The sequence below is a fragment of the Virgisporangium aurantiacum genome (genome assembly GCF_016863635.1).
Classification (GTDB): Bacteria; Actinomycetota; Actinomycetes; order Mycobacteriales; family Micromonosporaceae; genus Virgisporangium; species Virgisporangium aurantiacum.
In genome coordinates this window covers 15,424-34,592 of the sequence record NZ_BOPG01000113.1, presented here as the reverse complement: position 1 = coordinate 34,592, position 19,169 = coordinate 15,424, and the positions used below count along the sequence as shown (strand labels likewise).

Annotated in this window: 19 protein-coding genes; 13 read left to right on the top strand and 6 right to left on the bottom strand. The window is 71.8% G+C overall.

Annotated elements, in window-relative coordinates:
• The gene (locus Vau01_RS58950) at positions 1-699 is read right to left on the bottom strand and encodes a hypothetical protein (RefSeq protein WP_204012548.1); all 699 of its coding nucleotides are present in this window, start codon (positions 697-699) and stop codon (positions 1-3) included.
• Positions 700-846: 147 nt separating this feature from the next.
• On the opposite strand from Vau01_RS58950, the gene Vau01_RS58945 reads away from it, so the two are divergent.
• From Vau01_RS58945 to Vau01_RS58930, 4 genes are all read left to right on the top strand, one after another.
• Entirely contained in the window at positions 847-1,725 is an 879-nt protein-coding gene (locus Vau01_RS58945; protein WP_204012546.1) for a galactosyltransferase-related protein, read from the top strand.
• Positions 1,726-1,734: 9 nt separating this feature from the next.
• The gene (locus tag Vau01_RS58940; protein WP_204012544.1) at positions 1,735-2,535 is read left to right on the top strand and encodes a class I SAM-dependent methyltransferase; all 801 of its coding nucleotides are present in this window, start codon (positions 1,735-1,737) and stop codon (positions 2,533-2,535) included.
• Positions 2,536-2,620: 85 nt separating this feature from the next.
• A complete protein-coding gene (locus Vau01_RS58935; protein WP_204012542.1) occupies positions 2,621-4,417 on the top strand; it encodes an AfsR/SARP family transcriptional regulator in 1,797 nt (598 codons plus the stop codon).
• A 10-nt stretch (positions 4,418-4,427) separates the two neighbouring features.
• Positions 4,428-6,413 (top strand): alpha-1,4-glucan--maltose-1-phosphate maltosyltransferase, encoded by a 1,986-nt coding sequence (locus tag Vau01_RS58930; protein WP_204012532.1) that lies wholly within the window; start codon positions 4,428-4,430, stop codon positions 6,411-6,413.
• Positions 6,414-6,641: 228 nt separating this feature from the next.
• Here Vau01_RS58930 and Vau01_RS58925 read toward each other — a convergent pair whose 3' ends face one another.
• Positions 6,642-8,966, bottom strand: a complete 2,325-nt coding sequence (locus Vau01_RS58925; RefSeq protein WP_204012529.1) for a putative bifunctional diguanylate cyclase/phosphodiesterase — start codon at positions 8,964-8,966, stop codon at positions 6,642-6,644.
• 142 nt (positions 8,967-9,108) lie between these two features.
• On the opposite strand from Vau01_RS58925, the gene Vau01_RS58920 reads away from it, so the two are divergent.
• From Vau01_RS58920 to Vau01_RS58905, 4 genes are all read left to right on the top strand, one after another.
• Complete coding sequence (locus tag Vau01_RS58920) at positions 9,109-9,438, top strand: hypothetical protein (protein WP_204012515.1); 330 nt, start codon at positions 9,109-9,111, stop codon at positions 9,436-9,438.
• A gap of 2 nt (positions 9,439-9,440) precedes the next feature.
• Positions 9,441-9,920, top strand: a complete 480-nt coding sequence (locus Vau01_RS58915) for a peptidoglycan-binding domain-containing protein (RefSeq protein WP_204012512.1) — start codon at positions 9,441-9,443, stop codon at positions 9,918-9,920.
• Positions 9,921-10,030: 110 nt separating this feature from the next.
• On the top strand, positions 10,031-10,792 hold the full coding sequence (locus Vau01_RS58910) for a hypothetical protein (protein ID WP_204012503.1): 762 nt from the start codon (positions 10,031-10,033) through the stop codon (positions 10,790-10,792).
• Between the two features lie 28 nt (positions 10,793-10,820).
• The gene (locus Vau01_RS58905; RefSeq protein WP_204012501.1) at positions 10,821-12,194 is read left to right on the top strand and encodes a PLL family lectin; all 1,374 of its coding nucleotides are present in this window, start codon (positions 10,821-10,823) and stop codon (positions 12,192-12,194) included.
• A 68-nt stretch (positions 12,195-12,262) separates the two neighbouring features.
• Here the strand turns inward: Vau01_RS58905 and Vau01_RS58900 are convergent, their stop codons facing one another.
• Entirely contained in the window at positions 12,263-12,934 is a 672-nt protein-coding gene (locus Vau01_RS58900; protein ID WP_204012613.1) for a DNA alkylation repair protein, read from the bottom strand.
• 72 nt (positions 12,935-13,006) lie between these two features.
• Entirely contained in the window at positions 13,007-14,128 is a 1,122-nt protein-coding gene (locus Vau01_RS58895) for an epoxide hydrolase family protein (RefSeq protein WP_204012498.1), read from the bottom strand.
• A 62-nt stretch (positions 14,129-14,190) separates the two neighbouring features.
• Here Vau01_RS58895 and Vau01_RS58890 point away from each other — a divergent pair, with 62 nt between their 5' ends.
• Positions 14,191-15,186, top strand: a complete 996-nt coding sequence (locus Vau01_RS58890; protein ID WP_204012497.1) for a helix-turn-helix transcriptional regulator — start codon at positions 14,191-14,193, stop codon at positions 15,184-15,186.
• On the opposite strand, the gene Vau01_RS58885 is transcribed toward Vau01_RS58890, so the two are convergent.
• Positions 15,135-15,548: an organic hydroperoxide resistance protein gene (locus Vau01_RS58885; protein WP_239152972.1), complete on the bottom strand. Its 414-nt coding sequence runs from the start codon at positions 15,546-15,548 to the stop codon at positions 15,135-15,137. The genes Vau01_RS58890 and Vau01_RS58885 overlap by 52 nt on opposite strands.
• Positions 15,549-15,650: 102 nt before the next feature.
• Here Vau01_RS58885 and Vau01_RS58880 point away from each other — a divergent pair, with 102 nt between their 5' ends.
• Genes Vau01_RS58880 through Vau01_RS58870 form a run of 3 tightly spaced genes read left to right on the top strand, consistent with a single transcriptional unit; the run spans position 15,651 to position 17,773 of the window.
• A complete protein-coding gene (locus Vau01_RS58880) occupies positions 15,651-16,577 on the top strand; it encodes an AraC family transcriptional regulator (protein ID WP_204012496.1) in 927 nt (308 codons plus the stop codon).
• A gap of 51 nt (positions 16,578-16,628) precedes the next feature.
• A complete protein-coding gene (locus Vau01_RS58875; protein ID WP_204012495.1) occupies positions 16,629-16,943 on the top strand; it encodes a PadR family transcriptional regulator in 315 nt (104 codons plus the stop codon).
• Positions 16,940-17,773 carry a hypothetical protein gene (locus Vau01_RS58870; protein ID WP_204012493.1) on the top strand — a complete coding sequence of 278 codons (834 nt, stop codon included), beginning with the start codon at positions 16,940-16,942 and terminating at the stop codon, positions 17,771-17,773. The genes Vau01_RS58875 and Vau01_RS58870 overlap by 4 nt, the downstream gene beginning before the upstream one ends.
• On the opposite strand, the gene Vau01_RS58865 is transcribed toward Vau01_RS58870, so the two are convergent.
• On the bottom strand, positions 17,715-18,452 hold the full coding sequence (locus Vau01_RS58865; protein ID WP_239152978.1) for a carbon-nitrogen hydrolase family protein: 738 nt from the start codon (positions 18,450-18,452) through the stop codon (positions 17,715-17,717). The two genes, Vau01_RS58870 and Vau01_RS58865, sit on opposite strands and share 59 nt — an antisense overlap.
• 77 nt (positions 18,453-18,529) lie before the next feature.
• Between Vau01_RS58865 and Vau01_RS58860 the strand changes: the two genes are divergently transcribed.
• The gene (locus Vau01_RS58860; RefSeq protein WP_204012489.1) at positions 18,530-19,168 is read left to right on the top strand and encodes a LysE family translocator; all 639 of its coding nucleotides are present in this window, start codon (positions 18,530-18,532) and stop codon (positions 19,166-19,168) included.
• The last annotated feature ends 1 nt before the right edge of the window (position 19,169 follow it).

Genomic DNA, 19,169 nt, shown 5'->3' with positions numbered 1-19,169 from the left:
CTACCGGGCCGGCTGTCCGCGCAGTGCCGCCGTGACCGCCGGCTCGTTCGGGAACAGGGTCGCCATCAGCGTGCCGAGCCGGGCCCGTTCCGGCAGGTCCGGGTTCGCGTGGAGCGCGATGAACGAGGGACACATGACGGAGCCGAGCATCCGGAACGGGATCGGCCCGTTGGGTTTGTCGCACGCCTCGGCGATGAGCTGTCCGGCCGACGCGTCGCCGTACTCGCCCGCGGCCGCCAGCCGGGCCGCGACGGCGTACGCGCACGAGAAGTACGGCTGCCAGGGTGCCCGCCGCTGGAGGCCGATCAGTTCGGCGACGTCCGCGCGCGCCTTCGCGTGCTCGTCCCGGGCGAACTTCGCCTCCCGGCCGCCGGTGGTCGGCAGGAGCACCCGCACGAAGATGCGGCAGTACCGGGCGAGCCAGTGATCCGGTGCGACGTAGAGCACGTCTTCGAGCGTCTCGGTCAGCTCGTCGTAGGTCGTGCCGTGCTGGCGGGGCCCGGCGCTCTCCGGGAACAGCACGCCGGTCTGCAGCGCCGCGACCATCGCGAGGGCGTACGGGAGGCCCGCTTCCGCGTCGTCCCACTCCTCGGCGTACCGCTTGCCGAGGTGCTCGATGAGCGCGCCGGCCCGGCCGAGTCGGGCCGCCGACATCACCGTGCGGAACAGCCCCTCGTCCTCCCAGGTGATCAGCCGCATGTGGGTCCTCTCGGGTGAGGGGTCGCCGCTCGACGGTACGTGGCGGCCGTTGCGGTAATGCTGCGTTCGTGTTGTGGCCGGACCCCACGGTCCTGGTGCACGCCGGCCGGTGGCTTGTACGGTGACGCCAACCGGGAGGGCGGTCACATGACGACAGGCGCATCGGTGCCCGCGGTGAGCGTGGTGCTTCCGTTGTTCGGTGACCATCCGGCGCGCCACACCCTGCCCGCCGTCGCGGCCGCCTGGCTCGCCCAGGACGTCCGCTGCGAGGTGCTCGTCGCGACCGCCGCCGACACGGCGGTCGAGCTTTCCCGCGACGACCGGATCCGGGTGCTGTCCGGCGGGCCGCCCGCTCCGGGGACGTTGCGCAACCTGGCCGCGTCGGTGGCCCGAGCCGCGATGCTCTATCTCGGCGACGCCGACATCGTGCCCGTCGGGGCGGACTTTCTCCGTCGTGCCCTGGCCCTCTGCGCCAACGGCGACGCTCTCGTGCAGCCGTGGATGTACCGACTGGTCAACCACGCGGAGATCGGCACGGCACCGGCGTGGCGGGATCCCGGACCGGTACGCGCGTGCCTCGTCACCGGCGACCGTTCCGGTCGGCTGACGCCGGTGCCGGGCGAGCGGTTCCACCGGATCGACCGGAGCCTGTGGGCGGAGCCGCCGCCGCACCTGGTGAACCCGGCCGACAGCCCGGAGATGGTCTTCCGTTGCCCGTTCCACTGGGGCGGTGTGCTCGTCCGGAAGGATCAGTTCGACCGGGTGGGTGGTTACTGCACCCGGTACGTCGGGTGGGGCTGCGAAGACGACGACCTGTTCGCCAAGCTCGGCACGGTCACCCGCCTCGTGCACGCGTGGCGTGCCGCCCGCACGCTGCGGTGCCTGCACTTCGAGCATCCCCGGTCGTATGCGGGGCCGGCGCTGGACGCCAACCGGAGAATCCTGGATCAGCGCCTCGCCGGCGGGCACGAGGCCATGATCGCGCAGGACCTGCGGGCATCGTCGCCGAGTGTCGCCGGTCGTTAGGAGTCCACCGTGTCCGCTGCCGGCTCCGGGGACGCGCTGCGCGAGTTCTACGAGAAGGAGGGCTGGGAACGCGGCGCCTCGGGTCAGTACCGGGACACCGAGGCGTTCGTCGACCTGCGACCGGTCACCCGCCGCTACCGCGCCCGGATCGCCCGCCGGACGCTCCGACTGGTCCGGCCGCCGACGGGGGCGCTGCTCGACATCGGCTGTGGTGGGTCGCCGACGCCCACCGGAGCCGACTCGCCGGCGACGCGTGTCTGCCTCGACGTGGCCGGTGCGGCGCTGCGCGGCGCACGCGACGTGCTCGGGGACCGCTCGACGTACGTGCGGGCGGACGTGTGCCGCCTGCCGTTCGCCGACGACACGTTCGCCCGGATCCTGTGCGCGCACGTGGTCTACCACCTGCCGTACCGGCGGCAGTTGCGGGCCGTGTCGGAGATGCACCGGGTGCTGGCGCCGGGCGGACGGGCCGTGGTCGTCTACGCCCGCCTGGACACCCTCCCGCTGCGGCTGGCACACCGGCGGCGACCGGCCGACGAGCCGGCCGACGGGTCGCCGGGACACCCGGCGCTGCCGTACCACCCGGTGGGCGTCCGGACGCTGTGCAAGGCGCTGGGCACGCGGGGAATCCCCGTGGAGGTCGGCACGTGGGCGCTGTTCGCGGCCGAGGTGACCCGCGCGCTCGTGCCGGACAACGTCCTGGGACGGGCGACCCTGGCACTCGCGTCGATCACCGAGCGGCTGGTGCCGCGCCTCGTGCTGCCGTTGGCGAACTACCCCATGCTGATCATCGGCAAGGACGCGCGTTAAGTCGACGTACAGCGCGTGTCTAGCGACGGTCGTGACACTGGGTCCGCCGGCAGCGGTTCGGCTCACCTGCGGTATGGGGCGTCACATGCAGTTCAAGTTGCTCGGTCCGGTCCAGGCCTGCGCGAACGGCCAGTCGATGACGCTCGGCGGCCGCAAGCAGCGGCTGATCCTGGCGGTCCTGCTGCTCGAGTGCAATCAACTCGTCTCGATCGACCGGCTGGTCGACCTGCTGTGGCCCGAGCACCCGCCCGGCAGTGCGCGGCGCACCGTGCAGGCGCACCTCAGCCGGCTGCGCACCGTGCTGACGGGTGCGGGCGCCACCACGGACGTTTCGCTGGTGCGGCGCGGCCCCGGGTACCTGCTGACGTGCCCACCGGAGCGGGTCGACGCCCACGTCTTCAGACACCTGCTGGACCGGGCCCGGTGCAGCACGGACGCCGTGGACCGGAGCCGGCTGCTGCACGAGGCGCTGCGGCTGTGGCGGGGACCGGCGTTGGCGGACGCGGCCACCGAGGACGTGCGCGAGGAGCTGTGCCGGGGTCTCGACGAGGCCCGGTTGGCGGCGGTCGAGGAGCGGCTCGACGCCGAGCTGGAACTCGGCCGCGGGCGGCAGTTGGTGGACGAGCTCAGCGGCCTCGTGGCCCGCCACCCGTACCGCCAGCGTTTCGCCGGCCAGCTGATGCACGCTCTCTACGACGCCGGCCGGGCGTCGGACGCACTCGACGCCTATGCGCGCACCCGGCACCGCCTGAAGGGTGACCTCGGAATGGAGCCGGCCGAGGAGCTCAAGGTCCTCCAGATCACGATCCTGCGCGGCGATCCGCCGTTCCGGCACCGCCGCCGCACGGCCGGCGCCGCTCCGGCCCAACTCCCCGCCGACGTGCCGCACTTCGTCGGCCGGGCGGCGGAGTTGCGCTCCCTCGGCGCGGCGCTGGCCCGGACCCGGCCGACCGCACCGTCGATCGCCGTCGTCACCGGTGGCCCGGGCGTCGGGAAGACCACCCTCGCCGTCCACTGGGCGCAGCAGAACGCCGCCCGGTTCCGCGACGGCCAGCTCTACGTCAATCTCCGGGGACACGCCACCGGTCCGCCCGTCGCGCCGGAGGACGCGTTGCGGTCGATGCTGTGCGCGCTCGGGACCGAGCCGGACCGGGTGCCGGACCGCCTGCCCGACCTGGCCGGAATGTACCGCTCCGCGCTCGCCGGTCAGCGCGTCCTGGTCGTGCTCGACGACGCGCGGACGGCCGACCAGGTCCGGCCGCTGCTGCCCGGCAGCGGTGCCTGCGGGATCCTGGTGACCAGCCGCCGCCGCCTCGACGGGCTGGTCGCGCTCGAGGGTGCCGAACAGATCGAACTGCCGGCGCTCTCCTCGCCCGAGGCGGCGGAACTCCTGCTCACGGCGGGCCAGCTCGAACCGGATCCGGCCGTCGCCGACCTCGCCACCTGGTGCGGCCATCTACCGCTCGCGCTGCGGATGCTGGCCGCCAAGCTGGCCGCGGAGCACCATCACAGCGTCGCGGCGTACGTCGCGCGGATCGCCGGCCTGGATCCCCTGGACGAGCTGAGGTTCGCCGGGCCCGACGAACTCAGCGTCCTGTCGGCCTTCGACGTGTCGTACGCCGCCCTGCCCGACCCGGCCCGTCGGATGTTCCGGGCGCTCGGGGCACTGCCCGCCGCCGGCTGTCCGGCCGCGGCGGTGGTCGCTCTCAGCGGCGCTCCGGCCGCGTCGGCGCACGCGCTGCTGAACAATCTCGCGGACGCACACCTGGTCGAACGGCACGCCGACGACCGGATCACCGTCCCGCCGCTGCTGCACCGGTACGCCGGCCGCAAGCTCGCCGAGGAGGACGGTCCGCGGGCGGGTTGCGGCGACGGGCGTTAGCGTGGTCGATATGACAGCGCCCCGCCGGCCGTTCGGCCGTGTTCCGGTGACCGATGTCGCACCGGTCGTCGACGGTGGCAACCGGCCGGCGAAGTCGGTCGTCGGTGAGCAGTTCGACGTCACCGCGACGGTGTTCCAGGAGGGGCACGGCGCGGTGAACGCGACCGTGGTGCTCACCGATCCGGCCGGCGTCGAGCACCACGTGCCGATGGTCCGGGTGAACGCCGGTCTCGACGCGTGGGCGGCGACGGTGAGCGCCGACCGCACCGGGCTGTGGTCGTACCGGGTCGAGGGCTGGTCCGATCCGTACGGCACGTGGAACCACGACGCGGTCATCAACGTCGGGGCGGGTGTCGACGTCGACCTGATGCTCGAGGAGGGCGCGCGGGTCCTCGACCGCGCGGTGGCCGAGGTGCCGCGTCCGGCGGATCGGGCGGCCGCACTGGAACAGGCGGCGAAGGCGTTGCGGGACACCGGATCCGCGCCGGAGACCCGGCTGAGCGCGGGCCTGTCCGGCGACGTGCGCCGCGAGCTCGCCGAGCGACCGCTGCGCGACAACGTGTCGGCGAGCCCCGACCTGCCGTTGCTGGTCGAGCGCGACCGGGCCCTGTACGGCGCCTGGTACGAGTTGTTCCCCCGGTCGGAGGGCGCGACGTTCGACGAGTCAACGGGACGGTGGACGAGCGGCACGTTCGCCACGGCGTCCCGTCGTCTGGAAGCCGTGGCGGCGATGGGGTTCGACGTCGTGTACCTCACGCCCGTCCACCCGATCGGTCGGATCAACCGCAAGGGTCGGAACAACGCCCTGCACGCCGAGGAGCACGACCCCGGATCGCCCTACGCCATCGGCTCGGCCGAGGGCGGCCACGACGCCATCCATCCCGACCTCGGCACGTTCGCCGACTTCGACGCGTTCGTCGCCGAGGCCCGCCGGCTCGGCCTGGAGGTCGCGCTCGACCTGGCGCTGAACTGCGCGCCCGACCACCCGTGGGTCGCCGAACACCCGGAGTGGTTCACCACCCGCGCCGACGGCTCGATCGCGTACGCCGAGAACCCGCCGAAGAAGTACCAGGACATCTATCCGCTGAACTTCGACAACGATCCGGAGGGCATCTACGCGGAGATCCGCCGCGTGGTGCTGGTGTGGATCCGGCACGGCGTCACGCTGTTCCGCGTCGACAATCCCCACACCAAACCGGTCGCCTTCTGGGAACGGCTGATCGCCGACATCGGCGCCGGGCACCCGGAGATCATCTGGCTGGCCGAGGCGTTCACCCGCCCGCCGATGATGCACAACCTGGCGAAGGCCGGGTTCCAGCAGTCGTACACCTACTTCGCCTGGCGGCACTCCAAGCCGGAGATCGAGGAGTACTGCCGCGAACTGGCCGGGCCGGCCGCGGCGTACATGCGCCCGAACTTCTGGCCCACCACCCACGACATCCTCACGCCGTTCATGCAGCAGGGCGGCGTCGCGGCGTGGAAGATGCGCGCCGCGCTGGCCGCGACGCTGGTACCCAGCTACGGCATCTACGCCGGGTACGAGCTGATCGAGAACGTCGCCCGCCCCGGCGCCGAGGAGCAGCTCGACAACGAGAAGTACCAGTACAAGGACCGGCGCTGGGCCGAGCGCGGCGACCGGACCCTCGGGCCGTACCTGGCCCGGATCAACGAGATCCGCCGCGCCCACCCGGCGCTGCACTGGTTACGGAATCTGCGCTTCCACCGGGCCGACGACGACCAGGTGCTGGTCTTCTCCAAGGCCCGCCGGATCTACGACCGTGACGACGTGATCGTGGTGGTGGCCAACCTCGATCCCGCGCACACCCGCGACACCTGGCTCCACCTGACCATGCCCGACCTCGGCCTGGGCTGGGCCGACCGGTTCGTGGCCCACGACCTGATCACCGGCCAGTACTGGAACTGGGCCGAGCACGCGTTCGTCCGCGTCGGCCCCGACACCGAACCGGTGCACATCGTCCACGTCCAGCCGTACTGAGCCGGTCGATCCGCACAGGCTCAGCGCGGCCGGGAGACCGGACCCGTGACCGTGGGTCGGGTGCTGCTTCGGCGCGCCGTTCCTGTTCTGCCGACGTGGCACCAGCACGTCCGGTAGGTGCTTTTTACTGTTCATGACCACCGCTCCGGAATTCCTACGGTCCACCGGCGGACCGACCGGAAGGCGTGCGTCCGGTGATGACCGGATGAACGGGAGGCGACGCGTCGGTTACCCGGTGCGACGACCGACGGAGGAGAGGGCGGGCGCGACCCGCGTGGCGAGATCGTCCGGTGCCAGCGGACGCCCGTAGAGGTACCCCTGGCCGAACCGGTAGCCGAGGTTCCGCAGCAGCACGGCCTGCTCCTCGGTCTCGATGCCCTCGGCGACGGCGTCGAGCTCGAGCGCCTGCGCCATGCGGACCACCGCCATCGCCACGGCCTCCTGGCGGTTCACGGTGGTGATCCGGTCGACGAACGTGCGGTCCAGCTTCAGCGCGGTCACCGGGCAGGTCAGCAGCAGCCCCAGCGACGACGCGGCGGTGCCGAAATCGTCGAGGGCGATCCGGATCCGCATGTCGCGCAGCGCCTGCAGGGCGGCGGTCGCGGCGGCGTCGACCACCGCCGTCTCGGTGACCTCGATGATCAGGTGCCGGGGATCGAGGCCGGTGTCGGCGAGCGCGGCGCCGACGGTGGCGACGAAGTCGGGCTCGGTGAGCTGCCGGCCGGCCACGTTGACGCCGACCGAGCCCGGCGCGGCGGCACCGAGGGTCTGCCGCCACCGGCTCTGCTGCGCGCACGCCTCGCGCAGGACCCACCGGCCCAGCGGGACCACGAGTCCCGTCTGCTCCGCGGCGGGGATGAACTCGGCCGGCGGCACGATCCCGCGCTCGGGGTGGCGCCAGCGCACCAGCGCCTCCGTGCCCACGATGTGCCCGTCGCACAGCCGGACGATCGGCTGGTACTCGATGAAGAGCTGCCCGGCGTCGATGGCCTCGCGCAACTGGGCGCCGAGTTCGGCGTGCGCGACGATCCGCGTCGTCATCCCGGGCACGTAGGCGAAGTAGTCGCCCTTGCCGCGTTCCTTCGCCCCGTACATCGCGAGGTCGGCGTTGCGCAGCAGCGTGTCGAGTTCGTCGCCGGCCGCCGACGCGGCGATGCCGACGCTGGCGCGCACGAGCAGTTCGTGCCCGCCCGCGGTGACGGCGGCGGACAGCCCGTCGCGGATGCGCCGGGCGACGGCGACGCCGTGCTCGTCGGTGGCGTCGTACAGCACGGCGGCGAACTCGTCCCCGCCGAGCCGGGCGACCACGTCGCCGGCCCGCACCGCGTCGCCGAGCCGCCGGGCGACCGTGATCAGCACCTCGTCGCCGACGGCGTGGCCGTGGGTGTCGTTGATGAGCTTGAAGTCGTCGAGATCGATGAGCAGCACGGCGACGCCGCCGCGACCGTGGTCGAGCGCGTCGGCCAGCAGGTCCGTGAACCGGGCGCGGTTGACGAGACCGGTGAGGGCGTCGTGCGTCGCCTGGTGCCGCAGCCGCTGTTCGTGCCGGCGCACCGACTCGAGCAACTGCGCGTTGTCGCGCAGCGCCACCAGCTGACGGACACCGACGACCCCGCTGACCGCGACGGCCCCGGTGGCCACGGCGGCGATGTCACCGTGGTCGACGCCGTACGCCACCGTGGCGAGCAGGAGCAGCGTGGCCCCGCCGGCGAAGTAGGGGAGCTTGCTGTACGGCCGGTCCGGCCGCGTCCGCGACCGTTCCGCGGCGGGGTTCACCGCCGTGACGTACTGCACGTGCGCGGCGGTCGCGACCAGCAGCGACGCGGTGAACGTGAGCACCGGCTGCACGCCGACCCACCGGGGCTCGTCGATGAGCGGCGTGAGGACCGCGCCCAGCGCGCCGAGCAGCATCGTCGAGGCGAGTACACCCATCGACCGTCCACTGACCGGGCCGCTGCCGAGCATCACCACCTTCATCACCGCCACCAGCGTCACCAGGCAGGTGACGGTGACGATGCACAGGACGAGCACGACCTTGAGGTCGAGGTGCCGCTGCACCAGGGGCCGCAGGGCGAGATGCCACAGGAACAGCGCCGTGGTGAACAGGACGATCATCCCGTCGAGCCCCAGCCGCAACCACTCGCCCGGCGACCGGGCGCGCACGGGAAGCCGCAGCAGGGCGTAGAACAGGACGAGGATCCCGAGCACGAGCAGCGGCGCCGACAGCTGGATGAGCGTCAACGCACGCGGCGCCTCCGGGGTCAGCCGTGCCGGCGACATGAGCGACGACCCGGCCGCGACGAGCACCACGCACAGGGTGAGATGTCGCCAGAACCGCCGCCCGGTGTCCGCGAGCCCCGGCGCGCGGGCGGCGACGACGGTGACCGCCGCCGTGCACCCGAACGACACCGGCACCAGCAGCAGCACCGACAGCTTCGGCACCGCCACGCCCAGGGCGTGCAGCACGCCCCAGGCAACACCCGCGACCAGACAGGCCGTGGTCGCGGCCACCAGCCGTCGCGACGTCCGACCGTCCCGTGCTGTCCGCACCACCGCCCGCTCTCTGTCGTGGTCCCTTCGCGAATATCGGCATCGCGGGACCGGGTATGAGCGAGCGCCCTTGCCTTTCGGGACCGGGCCCCCATAGATTGACGGCAATCGCTGTCGCCCACTCCGTCGAGGGACCGGTGAGCACATGGCGCAGTCGTTCCAGCTCATCGACTTCAACCAGGTCGACGTCGTCACCCCGATGATCTATCCGCCGCGGCCGGCGTTGGTGGTCGGCGGTGTGGCGCCGTTTCCGGGTGCCGAGGTGAGTCTGGTGCCACTGGAGCACATCGGGCGTCCGCCGTACCGGGGCATCCAGGTGGTGTGCACGGCCGGCGACGGCACGCAGACCGACGGGGGATCGGCGGCCTACAGCGTCCAGATCGATCTTGCCGGCATCACCGGTCTCCACGGTGTCGAGCTGATCGGCGCCACCCGTACCGCGCGAATCGACGTTCCCACCGAGGACGGTGCATGACGATGGCGAATCCTGGCCAGCCAACCGTGCGGGTCGGCGACTCCGGTGAACCGGTGCGACGGGCACAGCGCGCGCTGCGCCGCACCCCGAACACGTCGCTCGAGGTCGACGGGAGTTTCGGGCCGCTGACCGAGGCCGCGACGAAGCAGTTCCAGCAGCAGGCCGGCCTGCCCGTCACCGGGGTCGTCGACGAGGCGACGTGGATGGCGCTGCCCACCGGGTCCCCGATGCCGGTCCTGTCCCAGGGCTCGCAGGGTGACGCCGTGAAGAGCCTGCAGGCGGTCCTCACGAACGGCGCGTCCGGGCTGTGGGGGGTCACCCCGCAGGGCGTCGACGGCGACTTCGGCTCCAACACGGCCGCGTCGGTCCGCGCGTTCCAGCAGTGGGCCCGTATCCAGGTCGACGGCGTCGTGGGCCAGCAGACGTGGGACGCCGCGACGTCGCTGGAGTTCATGGTCGGCATTCAGCACGCCGGCGAGTAGGCACCCGTCCCCCGAAAGCGTCCGCCGCAAGGTCGCCGCAAGGTCCGCGATGAGGCCTGCGTGTGACCGTTCCTCGGAACCGACCGATTCCGGTCTGCCGAGGAGGCGCCATGACGGGCGAACACAGCCACCACAGCGGTCACCAGCACGGATCCGATGAATGCGACACCACCGGCCGGCACGGCATGCTGCTGTTCGGCGAAGATCCACTTTATCTGTCGCACCTGCCGATGTACGAGTGCCCGCACAACGTCCAGTTCGTGGGCGAGGTCGGGTTCGACCCCGAGGCACTCGACCTGCTCCGCGCCGACCGCGCACGGCACGGCGACGGCCTGTACACGTTCGACCCCGTCCCCTTCCCGATCGCCGAACTGGAGCGTCACGACGGCGTCGCGGCCCGGAACGCTTTCGAGGGGACGCTCGTGCGCGGCCACTTCGAGCGCGGCGGCACCCCGATCGCGAGCAATGTTCGCGTGGACGTCCACCGGGTGGTGTCGTACAGCCTGCTCGACGTCGACGCGAAGCGGGAGCCCGGCCGGGAGCTGAGTTACCTGTGCTTCGGGCGCGACCGCCGGCACCTGGCACACGAACTGCGCGAGCGGCCCAGTTTCGACCAGGTGCTCGCCGTGCGGTTCGTCCCCGGCACGGCCCGGACCCGCAGCGGCCGCCCGTTGGACGACACGGTGGTGGCGAACCGGTTCGGACGGCGCGCCTTCTTCGGGCCGGACGACGACGTCGAGCACCGGCTCCGCGCCGGCGACACCGTCACCGCGTCGTTCCCGGCGACCCGCACCCGCGCCTCCCTCGGCCACTTCACCGTCGAGGTCGCGGTCGAACGGGAGCTGTACCTCGAAATCAACGAACTCGCCTGAACCGAACAAGCCTGAACGGAGAACAGTCATGCAGGCAGGACGCAACATCGCCGCGACCACCAGGTCCGACGGCAACCTCGACCTCTTCACGGTCGGGTCGGACGGCATCGTCTACACGACGTGGTGGTACGCCGGCCACGACTGGGGAGCCATCGCGGGGGACTGGAGACCGATCGGCGGCTTCTTCCCGCCGGGCGCGCCCATCGCGGCGATCGCCAAGTCGCCGAACAGCATCGACCTGTTCGTCGTCGGCAACGACGGCCGCGTCTACACGTCGTGGTGGTACGAGGGCTCGGACTGGTCCGGGCTCAACAACAACTGGCGGTCCATCGGCGGCTTCTTCCCGCCGGGCGCGCCGCTGGGCGTCACCTCGCGGCACGCCGGGAACCTCGACGTGTTCGTGACCGGCAACGACGGTCGGGTCTACACCTCCTGGTGGTACCACGGCTCGGAGTGGTCCGGCATCAACGACAACTGGCGTTCCATCGGCGGATTCTTTCCCGCCGGAGCACCGGTCGCGGCCATCACGAAGTCGCCGAACAGCATCGACCTGTTCATCACCGGCAACGACGGACGGGTCTACACCTCGTGGTGGTACGAGGGCTCGGAATGGTCGGGCATCCACGACAACTGGCCGTCCATCGGCGGCTTCTTCCCGCGGGGCGCGCCGTTGAGCGTCACCTCGCGGCACGCCGGAAACCTCGACGTGTTCGTGACCGGCAACGACGGTCGGGTCTACACCTCCTGGTGGTACCAGGGTTCGGAGTGGTCCGGCAGGCACGACAACTGGCGTCCCATCGGGGGTTTCTTCCCGGCCGGCGCACCGGTTTCGGCCATCACGAAGACGCCCAATAGCATCGACCTGTTCATCACCGGCAACGACGGGCGCGTCTACACGGAGTGGTGGTACGAGGGGTCGGAATGGTCCGGTATCAACGACAACTGGCGGTCCATCGGGGGTTTCTTCCCCGCCGGCGCGCCGGTCGCGGCCACCACGAAGTCGTCGATCAGCATCGACCTGTTCATCACCGGCAACGACCGGCGCGTCTACACGTCGTGGTGGTACAACGGCTCGGAATGGTCGGGCATCCACGACAACTGGGGTCCGCTCGCACCGCGTCCGCGGCACCCGGCGATCACGCTGCGCGCGATCCTGGTGCCGGGCGAGGGGCGTTTCGTCGAGGTGACCGGCACCGGGTTCAGCGGCAACCAGACCGTGCGGCTCGCGTACGACCTGTTCGTCGGGGGCGGGCCGACCACCCACACGTTCGGGGAGGACGCGGTGACCGCTGACGCCGAGGGCCGCTTCACCCGTCGCATCAAGGCCGCCACCGAGATCAGCGGCGCGCAGGTGAAGGCCACCGACGCCTCGGGCGCGACGGCCGAGGCCCACCTGCCGTGAGGTGATCGAAAGCGGTGCGACGTTTTTTGCTGTCCCGAGTCGCTCAAAACAGCAAGAACGTCGCACCGCTAACGATCATGGAGCCGACCCTTTCCCACCGGATCGGTTCGGCGGCGGACCATTTCGGTGATCCAGACGGGTGCGTACGGCGACGTGCAGTTCGGCGGCGTCGGGTAGTCCTTCAGGACCTGGAGGCGTTCGCCGATGTCCAATGCCCGGGCGCGGTGGTCGGGGTGCTCGATTCCGATCTGGGCCAGGCAGTGGTTCATCGCCCACTGCAGGCGGTCCGGGGCGTCCTTCATCCCGGCCTCGATGACGTCGAGGAGTTCGGTGAGGTCGAGACCGTCGGGGTTCTTCGCCACGCGTTCGGTGGTCAGCGCCCAGCCGGCGCTGGCGACCACCGGATCCGGATCGGCCGACCAGACCACCCGCAACTCCTCACCGTGCGGGCTCTTCTTCACCACGTAGTTCACCAGCCAGTCGTGCACCTTCGGGGTGCGCGCCGCGCGCAGCATGGCGTCCAACTCGGTGCGGGTGAAGGCCTTCGGCCGGCAGATCAGGATCGCCACCAGCCGCGCCGCGGAGTCGTCGGTCTGCCAGAGTTCGCGGGCGAGGTCCGGCTGGGTCTTCAGGCGTTTCGCCAGCGCGCGCAGGCTGCCGAGGTTGACCCCGTGGTCGTCACCGTGTCTGCCGTTCACCTCGCGGGCCCTCGGGTCCTCGAGCGAGGCGAGCTCGGCCATCACGTCCGCCACCGTCGTCCCGGTCACCTCGGCCTCCTGCGCGTCACGCCGGCCAGCCTACGGGGACTCCGGTCAGCTCAACGGCCCGAAGAAGGTTCGCAGGTCGGCCACCAGTTGTGCCGGGGCCTCCATCGCCGGGAAGTGCAGGCCGCGGTCGAACTCGGTCCAGTGGGCGTCGGCTGGTGCGGGAACAAGCTTTCGGACCGTGGGGTCGGCGCCGAACACCGCGAAGCCCTGCGGGCACGCCGGTGGTGCGCCCCAGTCCGAGGAGTGTGCCTGCTCGTAGAGGGTGTGTGCGGCGGTGGCTCCGGAGCCGGTGAACCAGTACAGGCTGACGGTGGTGAGCAGCTGGTCGCGGTCGATCGGGAGGTCGGTCCACGCCTCGAACTTCTCCGCGATCCAGGCGAGTTGCAGGAGCGGGGAGTCGACCAGGCCGTATCCGATGGTCTGCGGACGGGTGTTCTGGATCGCCAGGTAGCCGGAGCCGTCGGCCCGGAACGTCTCCATCCGGTCGAGGGCGACCTTGTCGACCGGGTCGTTCTCGTCGAGCCGGTCGGCGAGGCCGGGGATGAAGGTGGCCACGTTCGCGGCGGTCAGCGGATCGGTGACCACGTGCACGCCGACGACGTGCTCCGGGTCGAGCCCGGCCACGGTCCCCGATACGCCGGCGCCGATGTCGCCGCCGTGCACGCCGTACCGCTCGTAGCCGAGCCGCCGCATCAGCTCGGCCCAGGCGCGGGCGGTGCGCGCCATCGTCCAGCCGGTCGCGCTCAGCGGGGTCGAGAACGCGTAGCCGGGCAGCGACGGCGCGACGACGTGGAACGCCGGGCCGTCGTCATCCGGGTTGACCAGCGGCTCGATCAGGTGCAGGAATTCGGCGACGGAGCTGGGAAAGCCGTGCGTCATCAGCAACGGCTTCGCACCGGGCCGGTCCGACCGCACGTGCAGGAAGTGGATGCGCTGGCCGTCGATCTCGGTGGTGAACTGCGGGAACCGGTTGAGCTTCGCCTCCTCGGCCCGCCAGTCGTAGCCGGTGCGCCAGTACCCGGCGAGCTCGACGAGGTGGTCGAGCGGCACGCCCCGGCTCCAGCCGACGCCGGGCAGCTCGCCGGGCCAGCGGGCGTCGGCGAGGCGGCGGTGCAGGTAGTCCAGGTCGGCCTGGGGAATCTCGATGCGGAACGGGTTCGTCGTCATGAGGAGAACGCTAGAAGCAAACGCGGAAAGGTCCGTTCCTAGTTGTCGGGCAGAATCGGGGAATGTTGGAGACCTCGGCGCGCCTGCTGCGCCTGCTGTCCCTGCTGCAGGCCCGCCGCGACTGGACCGGTACCGAACTCGCCGAGCGGCTGGGCGTCACGACCCGCACCGTCCGCAACGACGTCGAGCGGCTGCGCGCGCTGGGCTACCCGGTGGACGCGCGTCCGGGGGTGGCCGGCGGGTACCGGCTGGGCGCCGGCGGCGCGCTGCCCCCGCTGCTGCTCGACGACGAGGAGGCGGTGGCGGTCGCGATCGGGCTGCGCACCGCCGCGTCCCGGTCGATCTCCGGCCTGGAGGAGACGTCGGTACGGGCGCTGGCCAAGCTGCAGCACATCCTTCCGGCGCGGCTGCGCCACCGGGTCAGCGCCTTCCAGTCGCACCTGGTGCCGGTGCCGTCGTTCGGACCCCAGGTGGACCCGGACGTGCTGACGGCGATCGCCACCGCCTGCCGCGACCGGGAGCGGCTGCGGTTCGACTACCGGGCGCACTCCGGTGCCGTCACCCGGCGCGACGTGGAGCCGTACCGCCTCGTCTGCGACCGGCAACGCTGGTACCTCGTCGCCTGGGATCCCGACCGCGACGACTGGCGCACCTTCCGCGTCGACCGCCTCGACCCGCGCACCCCGACCGGTCCCCGCTTCCCGCCCCGGGACCTGCCGCCCGACCACGAGATCGCGGCCCGCGTCGCCCGCGGCGTCGGCGAGGCGACCTGGCGGTACCGCGCCCGCGTCGTCGTGCACGCGTCCGCGGCCCACGTGCGTGCCCGCCTGCCGATCCCGATCGACGTCGAGCCGCTCGGCGACGACCGGTGCGCCTTCGAGCCCGGCTCGGACCATCCGCTCCTGCTCGCGCTCCACCTGGGCATGCTCGACGCCGACTTCGAGATCGTCGACGCGCCGGAACTGGCGGCGGCGCTGGGGCAGCTCGCCCAGCGCTTCCAGCGCGCCTACTCGGCGAGCAGTTCGACCGGGATGTTGCCGCGGGTGGCGCCGGAGTAGGGGCACACCTGGTGGGTGGCCTCGATGAGGTCGCTCTTGGCTTCCGGCGGCAGGCTCTCGGGCAGCTTCGTCCGCAGGACGACCTCGAGGCGGAACCCGCTGCCGTCCTCCTTCGGGACGAGACCGACCTCGGCGGTGACCGACATGCCGGTGACGTCGAGCTTCTTCGCCTGGGCCACGAACCGCATCGAGGTGGCGAAGCAGGCGGCGTAACCGACCGCGAAGAGTTGTTCGGGGTTGGTGCCGTCGCCGGTGCCGCCCAGTTCCTTCTGCATGGCCAGCCTGACGTCGAGTTTGCCGTCCGAGCTGACGGCGCGGCCGTCGCGGCCGGTCGCGGTGGCGATTGCGGTGTAGTGGCTCATGTCCATCACCGTATGGAGACCTTCGACGGCTCTCCATGGCTCAGGGTCTCGCTTCTTTGTCCGATCATCTCGCCGCGGGTCATCGGCCGATACGATCGGGCAATGGACGTACTCAGCGACGCCATCCGTGCCATGCGCACGGGACGCCCGCACTCCGCCGAGATCCGCAAGCGCGTCCCGTGGGGGGTGCGGGCCGAGCCGTTCTCCGGAACCGGCTTCCACGTGGTGCTGGAGGGCACGTGCTGGCTGATCCCGTCGGAGGGCCCGCCGCTCGCGCTGGGTCCGGGCGACGTGGTGTGCCTGCCGCACGGGTGCGGACACGCTTTGGCCGACGACCTCTCCCGACCGCTGGCCGACGCACCCTCGGCGATCCTGTCGGACCTGATCCCGTTCGCCGACGCCGGCGACGGCGCCGCCACGGTCCTGTTGTGCGGCGCCTACACCCTCGACCGGACCCGGCCGCATCCGCTGTTCCAGGAGCTGCCCGACGTCATCCACCTGCCGGCCCGCCTCGGCCACCGCTCGCCGCTGCGCGCCGCCGTCGACCTGCTCGGCGACGAGATCGCCAACCCCGACCACGGCGCCGAGGCCGTCGTGTCGGCCCTGCTGGACATGATGCTGCTCTACATCCTGCGGGCCTGGCTCGCTGACCAGACCCGCGGCGGCGCCGCCACCGGCTGGGCCGCGACGCTGGCCGATCCCGCGATCGCCACCGCGCTGCGCCACATCCACGAGCACCCCGCCCACCAGTGGACGGTCGAGACCCTGGGCGCGAAGGCCGGCCTGTCGCGGGCCGCCTTCTCGCGCCGGTTCACCGCGCTGGTCGGCCAACCACCCCTGGGCTACCTGACCTGGTGGCGGATGACCCTGGCCGCACAGGCCCTGCGCGGCAGCGACAAACCGGTGCAGGCGATCGCCCAGGGCACCGGGTACGCGTCCGAGTTCGCCTTCGCCAAGGCCTTCAAACGCGAACACGGCCTGGCCCCCGGCCGGTACCGCCAACAGTCCCGACACATCGACGGAGCTTGACGTCCTCTACTACGGTGCGCGATGCTACGCGAAACGTAGTAGAGGGGCGTGATGGCCGGACTCTCCCAGCTGGGGCGGTTCTCCGAACCCGGGCTGCTCATCATGGTCGCCCTGGCCGGGGGGCCGAAGCACGGCTACGCGATGCAGGACGACATCGCCGCGATGACCGATGAGCGGCCCGGCCCGGGCACCCTGTACGGGGCGATCCGGCGGCTCGAGGAGCAGGCGTACATCGAGGCCCTGGCTGAGGAGGGCCGCCGCAAGCCGTACCGGCTCACCGACCTCGGTCGCACGGTGCTGGCGGCCGAGTTGCAGCGGATGCGCGCGGTCTCGCGGACCGGGCTGCGCCGGCTGGCGACGTCATGAGGCCGCCCGCGTGGCTCGTCCGCGCCACGTTCGCCGTGTACCCGGAGGACGTGCGCGACCGGTACGGCGTGGAGATCGCCGACCTGCTCGACGGTTCGCCCCGGCCGTGGCGCGATCTCGGCGACGTCGCGTGGAACGCCGTGCTCGAACGGGTCGGCACGGTGCGGTACGGGCGGCTGCGGCCGTACCGGCGGCAGATGCTCGCGCTGGTCACGTTTCCCGCCGTGTTCTGGGTCGCGCTGCTGATCCTGCTGCCGACCGTGGCGTTCGGCACCCTCGCGGTGGGCGGGCTCGTCACCCGGGGCAGGTTCGGACTCGGCCCCGACGTCAGCTTCGCCGCCTTCATCCCCGGCGGCCTGGTGACCATCGGGTTCGTCGCCTTCGTCGCGACGCAGAACGCCCGGCGCTGGGTCGACTCGCTCGACGTGCCCGCGCCCGCGTTCCTCGTGCCGACGCTGCTCGGGCTGGGGTGCCTCGGCGTCGGCATCCTGCCGCCCACCGTCCTCCCGTACTTCGGGGGTTGGGCGACGGTGCCGTGCTGGTGGCTGATGGTCCTGGTGCTGAGTGCCCGGTACCGCACACTGATCCGGCACGGGCGCACCGGCGCCGCGCGCGGCCTCGCCGTCGTCGGCACGCCGGCCGTGCTGGCGGTGACCGCCACCGTTCACCTGACCACGACGCTGTTTCCCGGGGAGATGCTGTTCTGGCCGATGAGCCTCATGTCGGTCCTCGTCGTCTGCACGCCGTTCACGTTCGCGATCCTGTCCGCGGTCACACCGGAATGTCCACGGTCAGCACGCCCTCCCGCCAGTCGGGCAGACGGTCCGTGACGTCGCCGCCGGGCGACACGAGCGCGGCCAGGCCGGGGAAGTCCTCGTCCTCGGTCGAGCCGGCCTGGCCGGCCAGCGCGATCCACAGTCCCAGCCGCCGGGCGTGGCGGCGCGCGTCACCCAGAGCGCTCTCCTGCCACCAGGAGAAGCCCGCCCGCCAGGACTCCTCCCCGGTGCGACGTCCGTAGAGACCCGGTGCCGCCGGGAAGAGAACGAGCCGGGCACCACCGGCGTGCGCCGCGTCGAACGGGGCGTCGAAGCCGGCCTCGAAGCAGATCGCGACGCCGAACCGGACGCCGGCATGCTCGAAGACCTGCGCCGCGTCGGCGGCCGTGAACGGCTCCTCGCCCGGCCCGAGGTGCCGCTTGCGCTGCACGCCCGTCACCCGTCCGCCGGCCGCGAGGATCTGGGTGATGTGCGGTTCGCGCGAGCGCTCCGCGATGCCGAAGCACACGCCCACACCGGTTCTACCGGACGCGTCCGCCAGCGCGCCGATCGCGGGATGGTCCAGCGTCACGAGCCGTTCCGGCCGGGTCGCCGGATCGACCGACCCGGTCAGCGACATCTCGGGAAACACGGCGAGGTCGCAGCCCGCCGCGGCGGCCGAGCGCAGCAGCCGCAGGTGCGTCGCCAGGTTCCCGTCGACGTCTCCCTTGTCGCAGCGGATCGCCGCCAGCATCGCACGCACGGTGACCATCTTCCCCGCTTTCGATCAACCGGGCTATGTTGGCGTGGGTAACCGGGGCGGGGGCAGAGATGGTGGACGTGGAGCGGCTGGCGGCGTTCGTGGCGATGGCATTCGTGATCATCGTGATTCCGGGTCCCAGCGTCCTGTTCGTGATCGGCCGTGCGTTGTCGTACGGGCGGCGGATCGCGCTGATCACGGTGGCGGGAAACACGGCGGGTGCCTATCTCGCGTTGGCGTTGGTGGCGCTGGGCGTCGGGTCCGTCGTCGAGCGGTCGCTGGTCGCGTTCACGGTCCTGAAGCTGCTCGGCGCGGCGTACCTGGTCTACCTCGGCGTGCAGGCGTTCCGGCACCGCCGCACCGCGCTCTCGCCGGTCCCCGACGCGGAGCCCGTGCAGGGAACCTGGCGCACGCTGTGGCAGGGGCTGATCGTCGGCGTGTCGAACCCCAAGTCGTTCGTCTTCTACGCGGCGGTGCTGCCGCAGTTCGTCGACCGCTCGGCCGGACACGTCACCGTTCAGATGCTGCTGCTCGGCCTCTGCTTCACGCTCATGGCACTCGTGTGCGACGGGCTGTGGGGGCTGACCGCGGCGGGCGCGCGGAACTGGTTCGCCCGCTCACCGCGCCGGTTGGCCGCGGTCGGCGGCACGGGCGGGCTCGCGATGATCGGCCTGGGCGTCACCGTCGCGCTGACCGGCCGCAAGGACTGAA

What these genes read in the sequence shown, in the direction of transcription:
- Vau01_RS58950 (WP_204012548.1), bottom strand. Translation starts at nt 699, where the DNA reads ATGCGGCTGATCACCTGGGAGGACGAGGGGCTGTTCCGCACGGTGATG.
- Vau01_RS58945 (WP_204012546.1), top strand. Translation starts at nt 847, where the DNA reads ATGACGACAGGCGCATCGGTGCCCGCGGTGAGCGTGGTGCTTCCGTTG.
- Vau01_RS58935 (WP_204012542.1), top strand. Translation starts at nt 2,621, where the DNA reads ATGCAGTTCAAGTTGCTCGGTCCGGTCCAGGCCTGCGCGAACGGCCAG.
- Vau01_RS58930 (WP_204012532.1), top strand. Translation starts at nt 4,428, where the DNA reads ATGACAGCGCCCCGCCGGCCGTTCGGCCGTGTTCCGGTGACCGATGTC.
- Vau01_RS58920 (WP_204012515.1), top strand. Translation starts at nt 9,109, where the DNA reads ATGGCGCAGTCGTTCCAGCTCATCGACTTCAACCAGGTCGACGTCGTC.
- Vau01_RS58915 (WP_204012512.1), top strand. Translation starts at nt 9,441, where the DNA reads ATGGCGAATCCTGGCCAGCCAACCGTGCGGGTCGGCGACTCCGGTGAA.
- Vau01_RS58910 (WP_204012503.1), top strand. Translation starts at nt 10,031, where the DNA reads ATGACGGGCGAACACAGCCACCACAGCGGTCACCAGCACGGATCCGAT.
- Vau01_RS58905 (WP_204012501.1), top strand. Translation starts at nt 10,821, where the DNA reads ATGCAGGCAGGACGCAACATCGCCGCGACCACCAGGTCCGACGGCAAC.
- Vau01_RS58900 (WP_204012613.1), bottom strand. Translation starts at nt 12,934, where the DNA reads ATGGCCGAGCTCGCCTCGCTCGAGGACCCGAGGGCCCGCGAGGTGAAC.
- Vau01_RS58895 (WP_204012498.1), bottom strand. Translation starts at nt 14,128, where the DNA reads ATGACGACGAACCCGTTCCGCATCGAGATTCCCCAGGCCGACCTGGAC.
- Vau01_RS58890 (WP_204012497.1), top strand. Translation starts at nt 14,191, where the DNA reads ATGTTGGAGACCTCGGCGCGCCTGCTGCGCCTGCTGTCCCTGCTGCAG.
- Vau01_RS58885 (WP_239152972.1), bottom strand. Translation starts at nt 15,548, where the DNA reads ATGAGCCACTACACCGCAATCGCCACCGCGACCGGCCGCGACGGCCGC.
- Vau01_RS58880 (WP_204012496.1), top strand. Translation starts at nt 15,651, where the DNA reads ATGGACGTACTCAGCGACGCCATCCGTGCCATGCGCACGGGACGCCCG.
- Vau01_RS58875 (WP_204012495.1), top strand. Translation starts at nt 16,629, where the DNA reads ATGGCCGGACTCTCCCAGCTGGGGCGGTTCTCCGAACCCGGGCTGCTC.
- Vau01_RS58870 (WP_204012493.1), top strand. Translation starts at nt 16,940, where the DNA reads ATGAGGCCGCCCGCGTGGCTCGTCCGCGCCACGTTCGCCGTGTACCCG.
- Vau01_RS58865 (WP_239152978.1), bottom strand. Translation starts at nt 18,452, where the DNA reads ATGCTGGCGGCGATCCGCTGCGACAAGGGAGACGTCGACGGGAACCTG.
- Vau01_RS58860 (WP_204012489.1), top strand. Translation starts at nt 18,530, where the DNA reads ATGGTGGACGTGGAGCGGCTGGCGGCGTTCGTGGCGATGGCATTCGTG.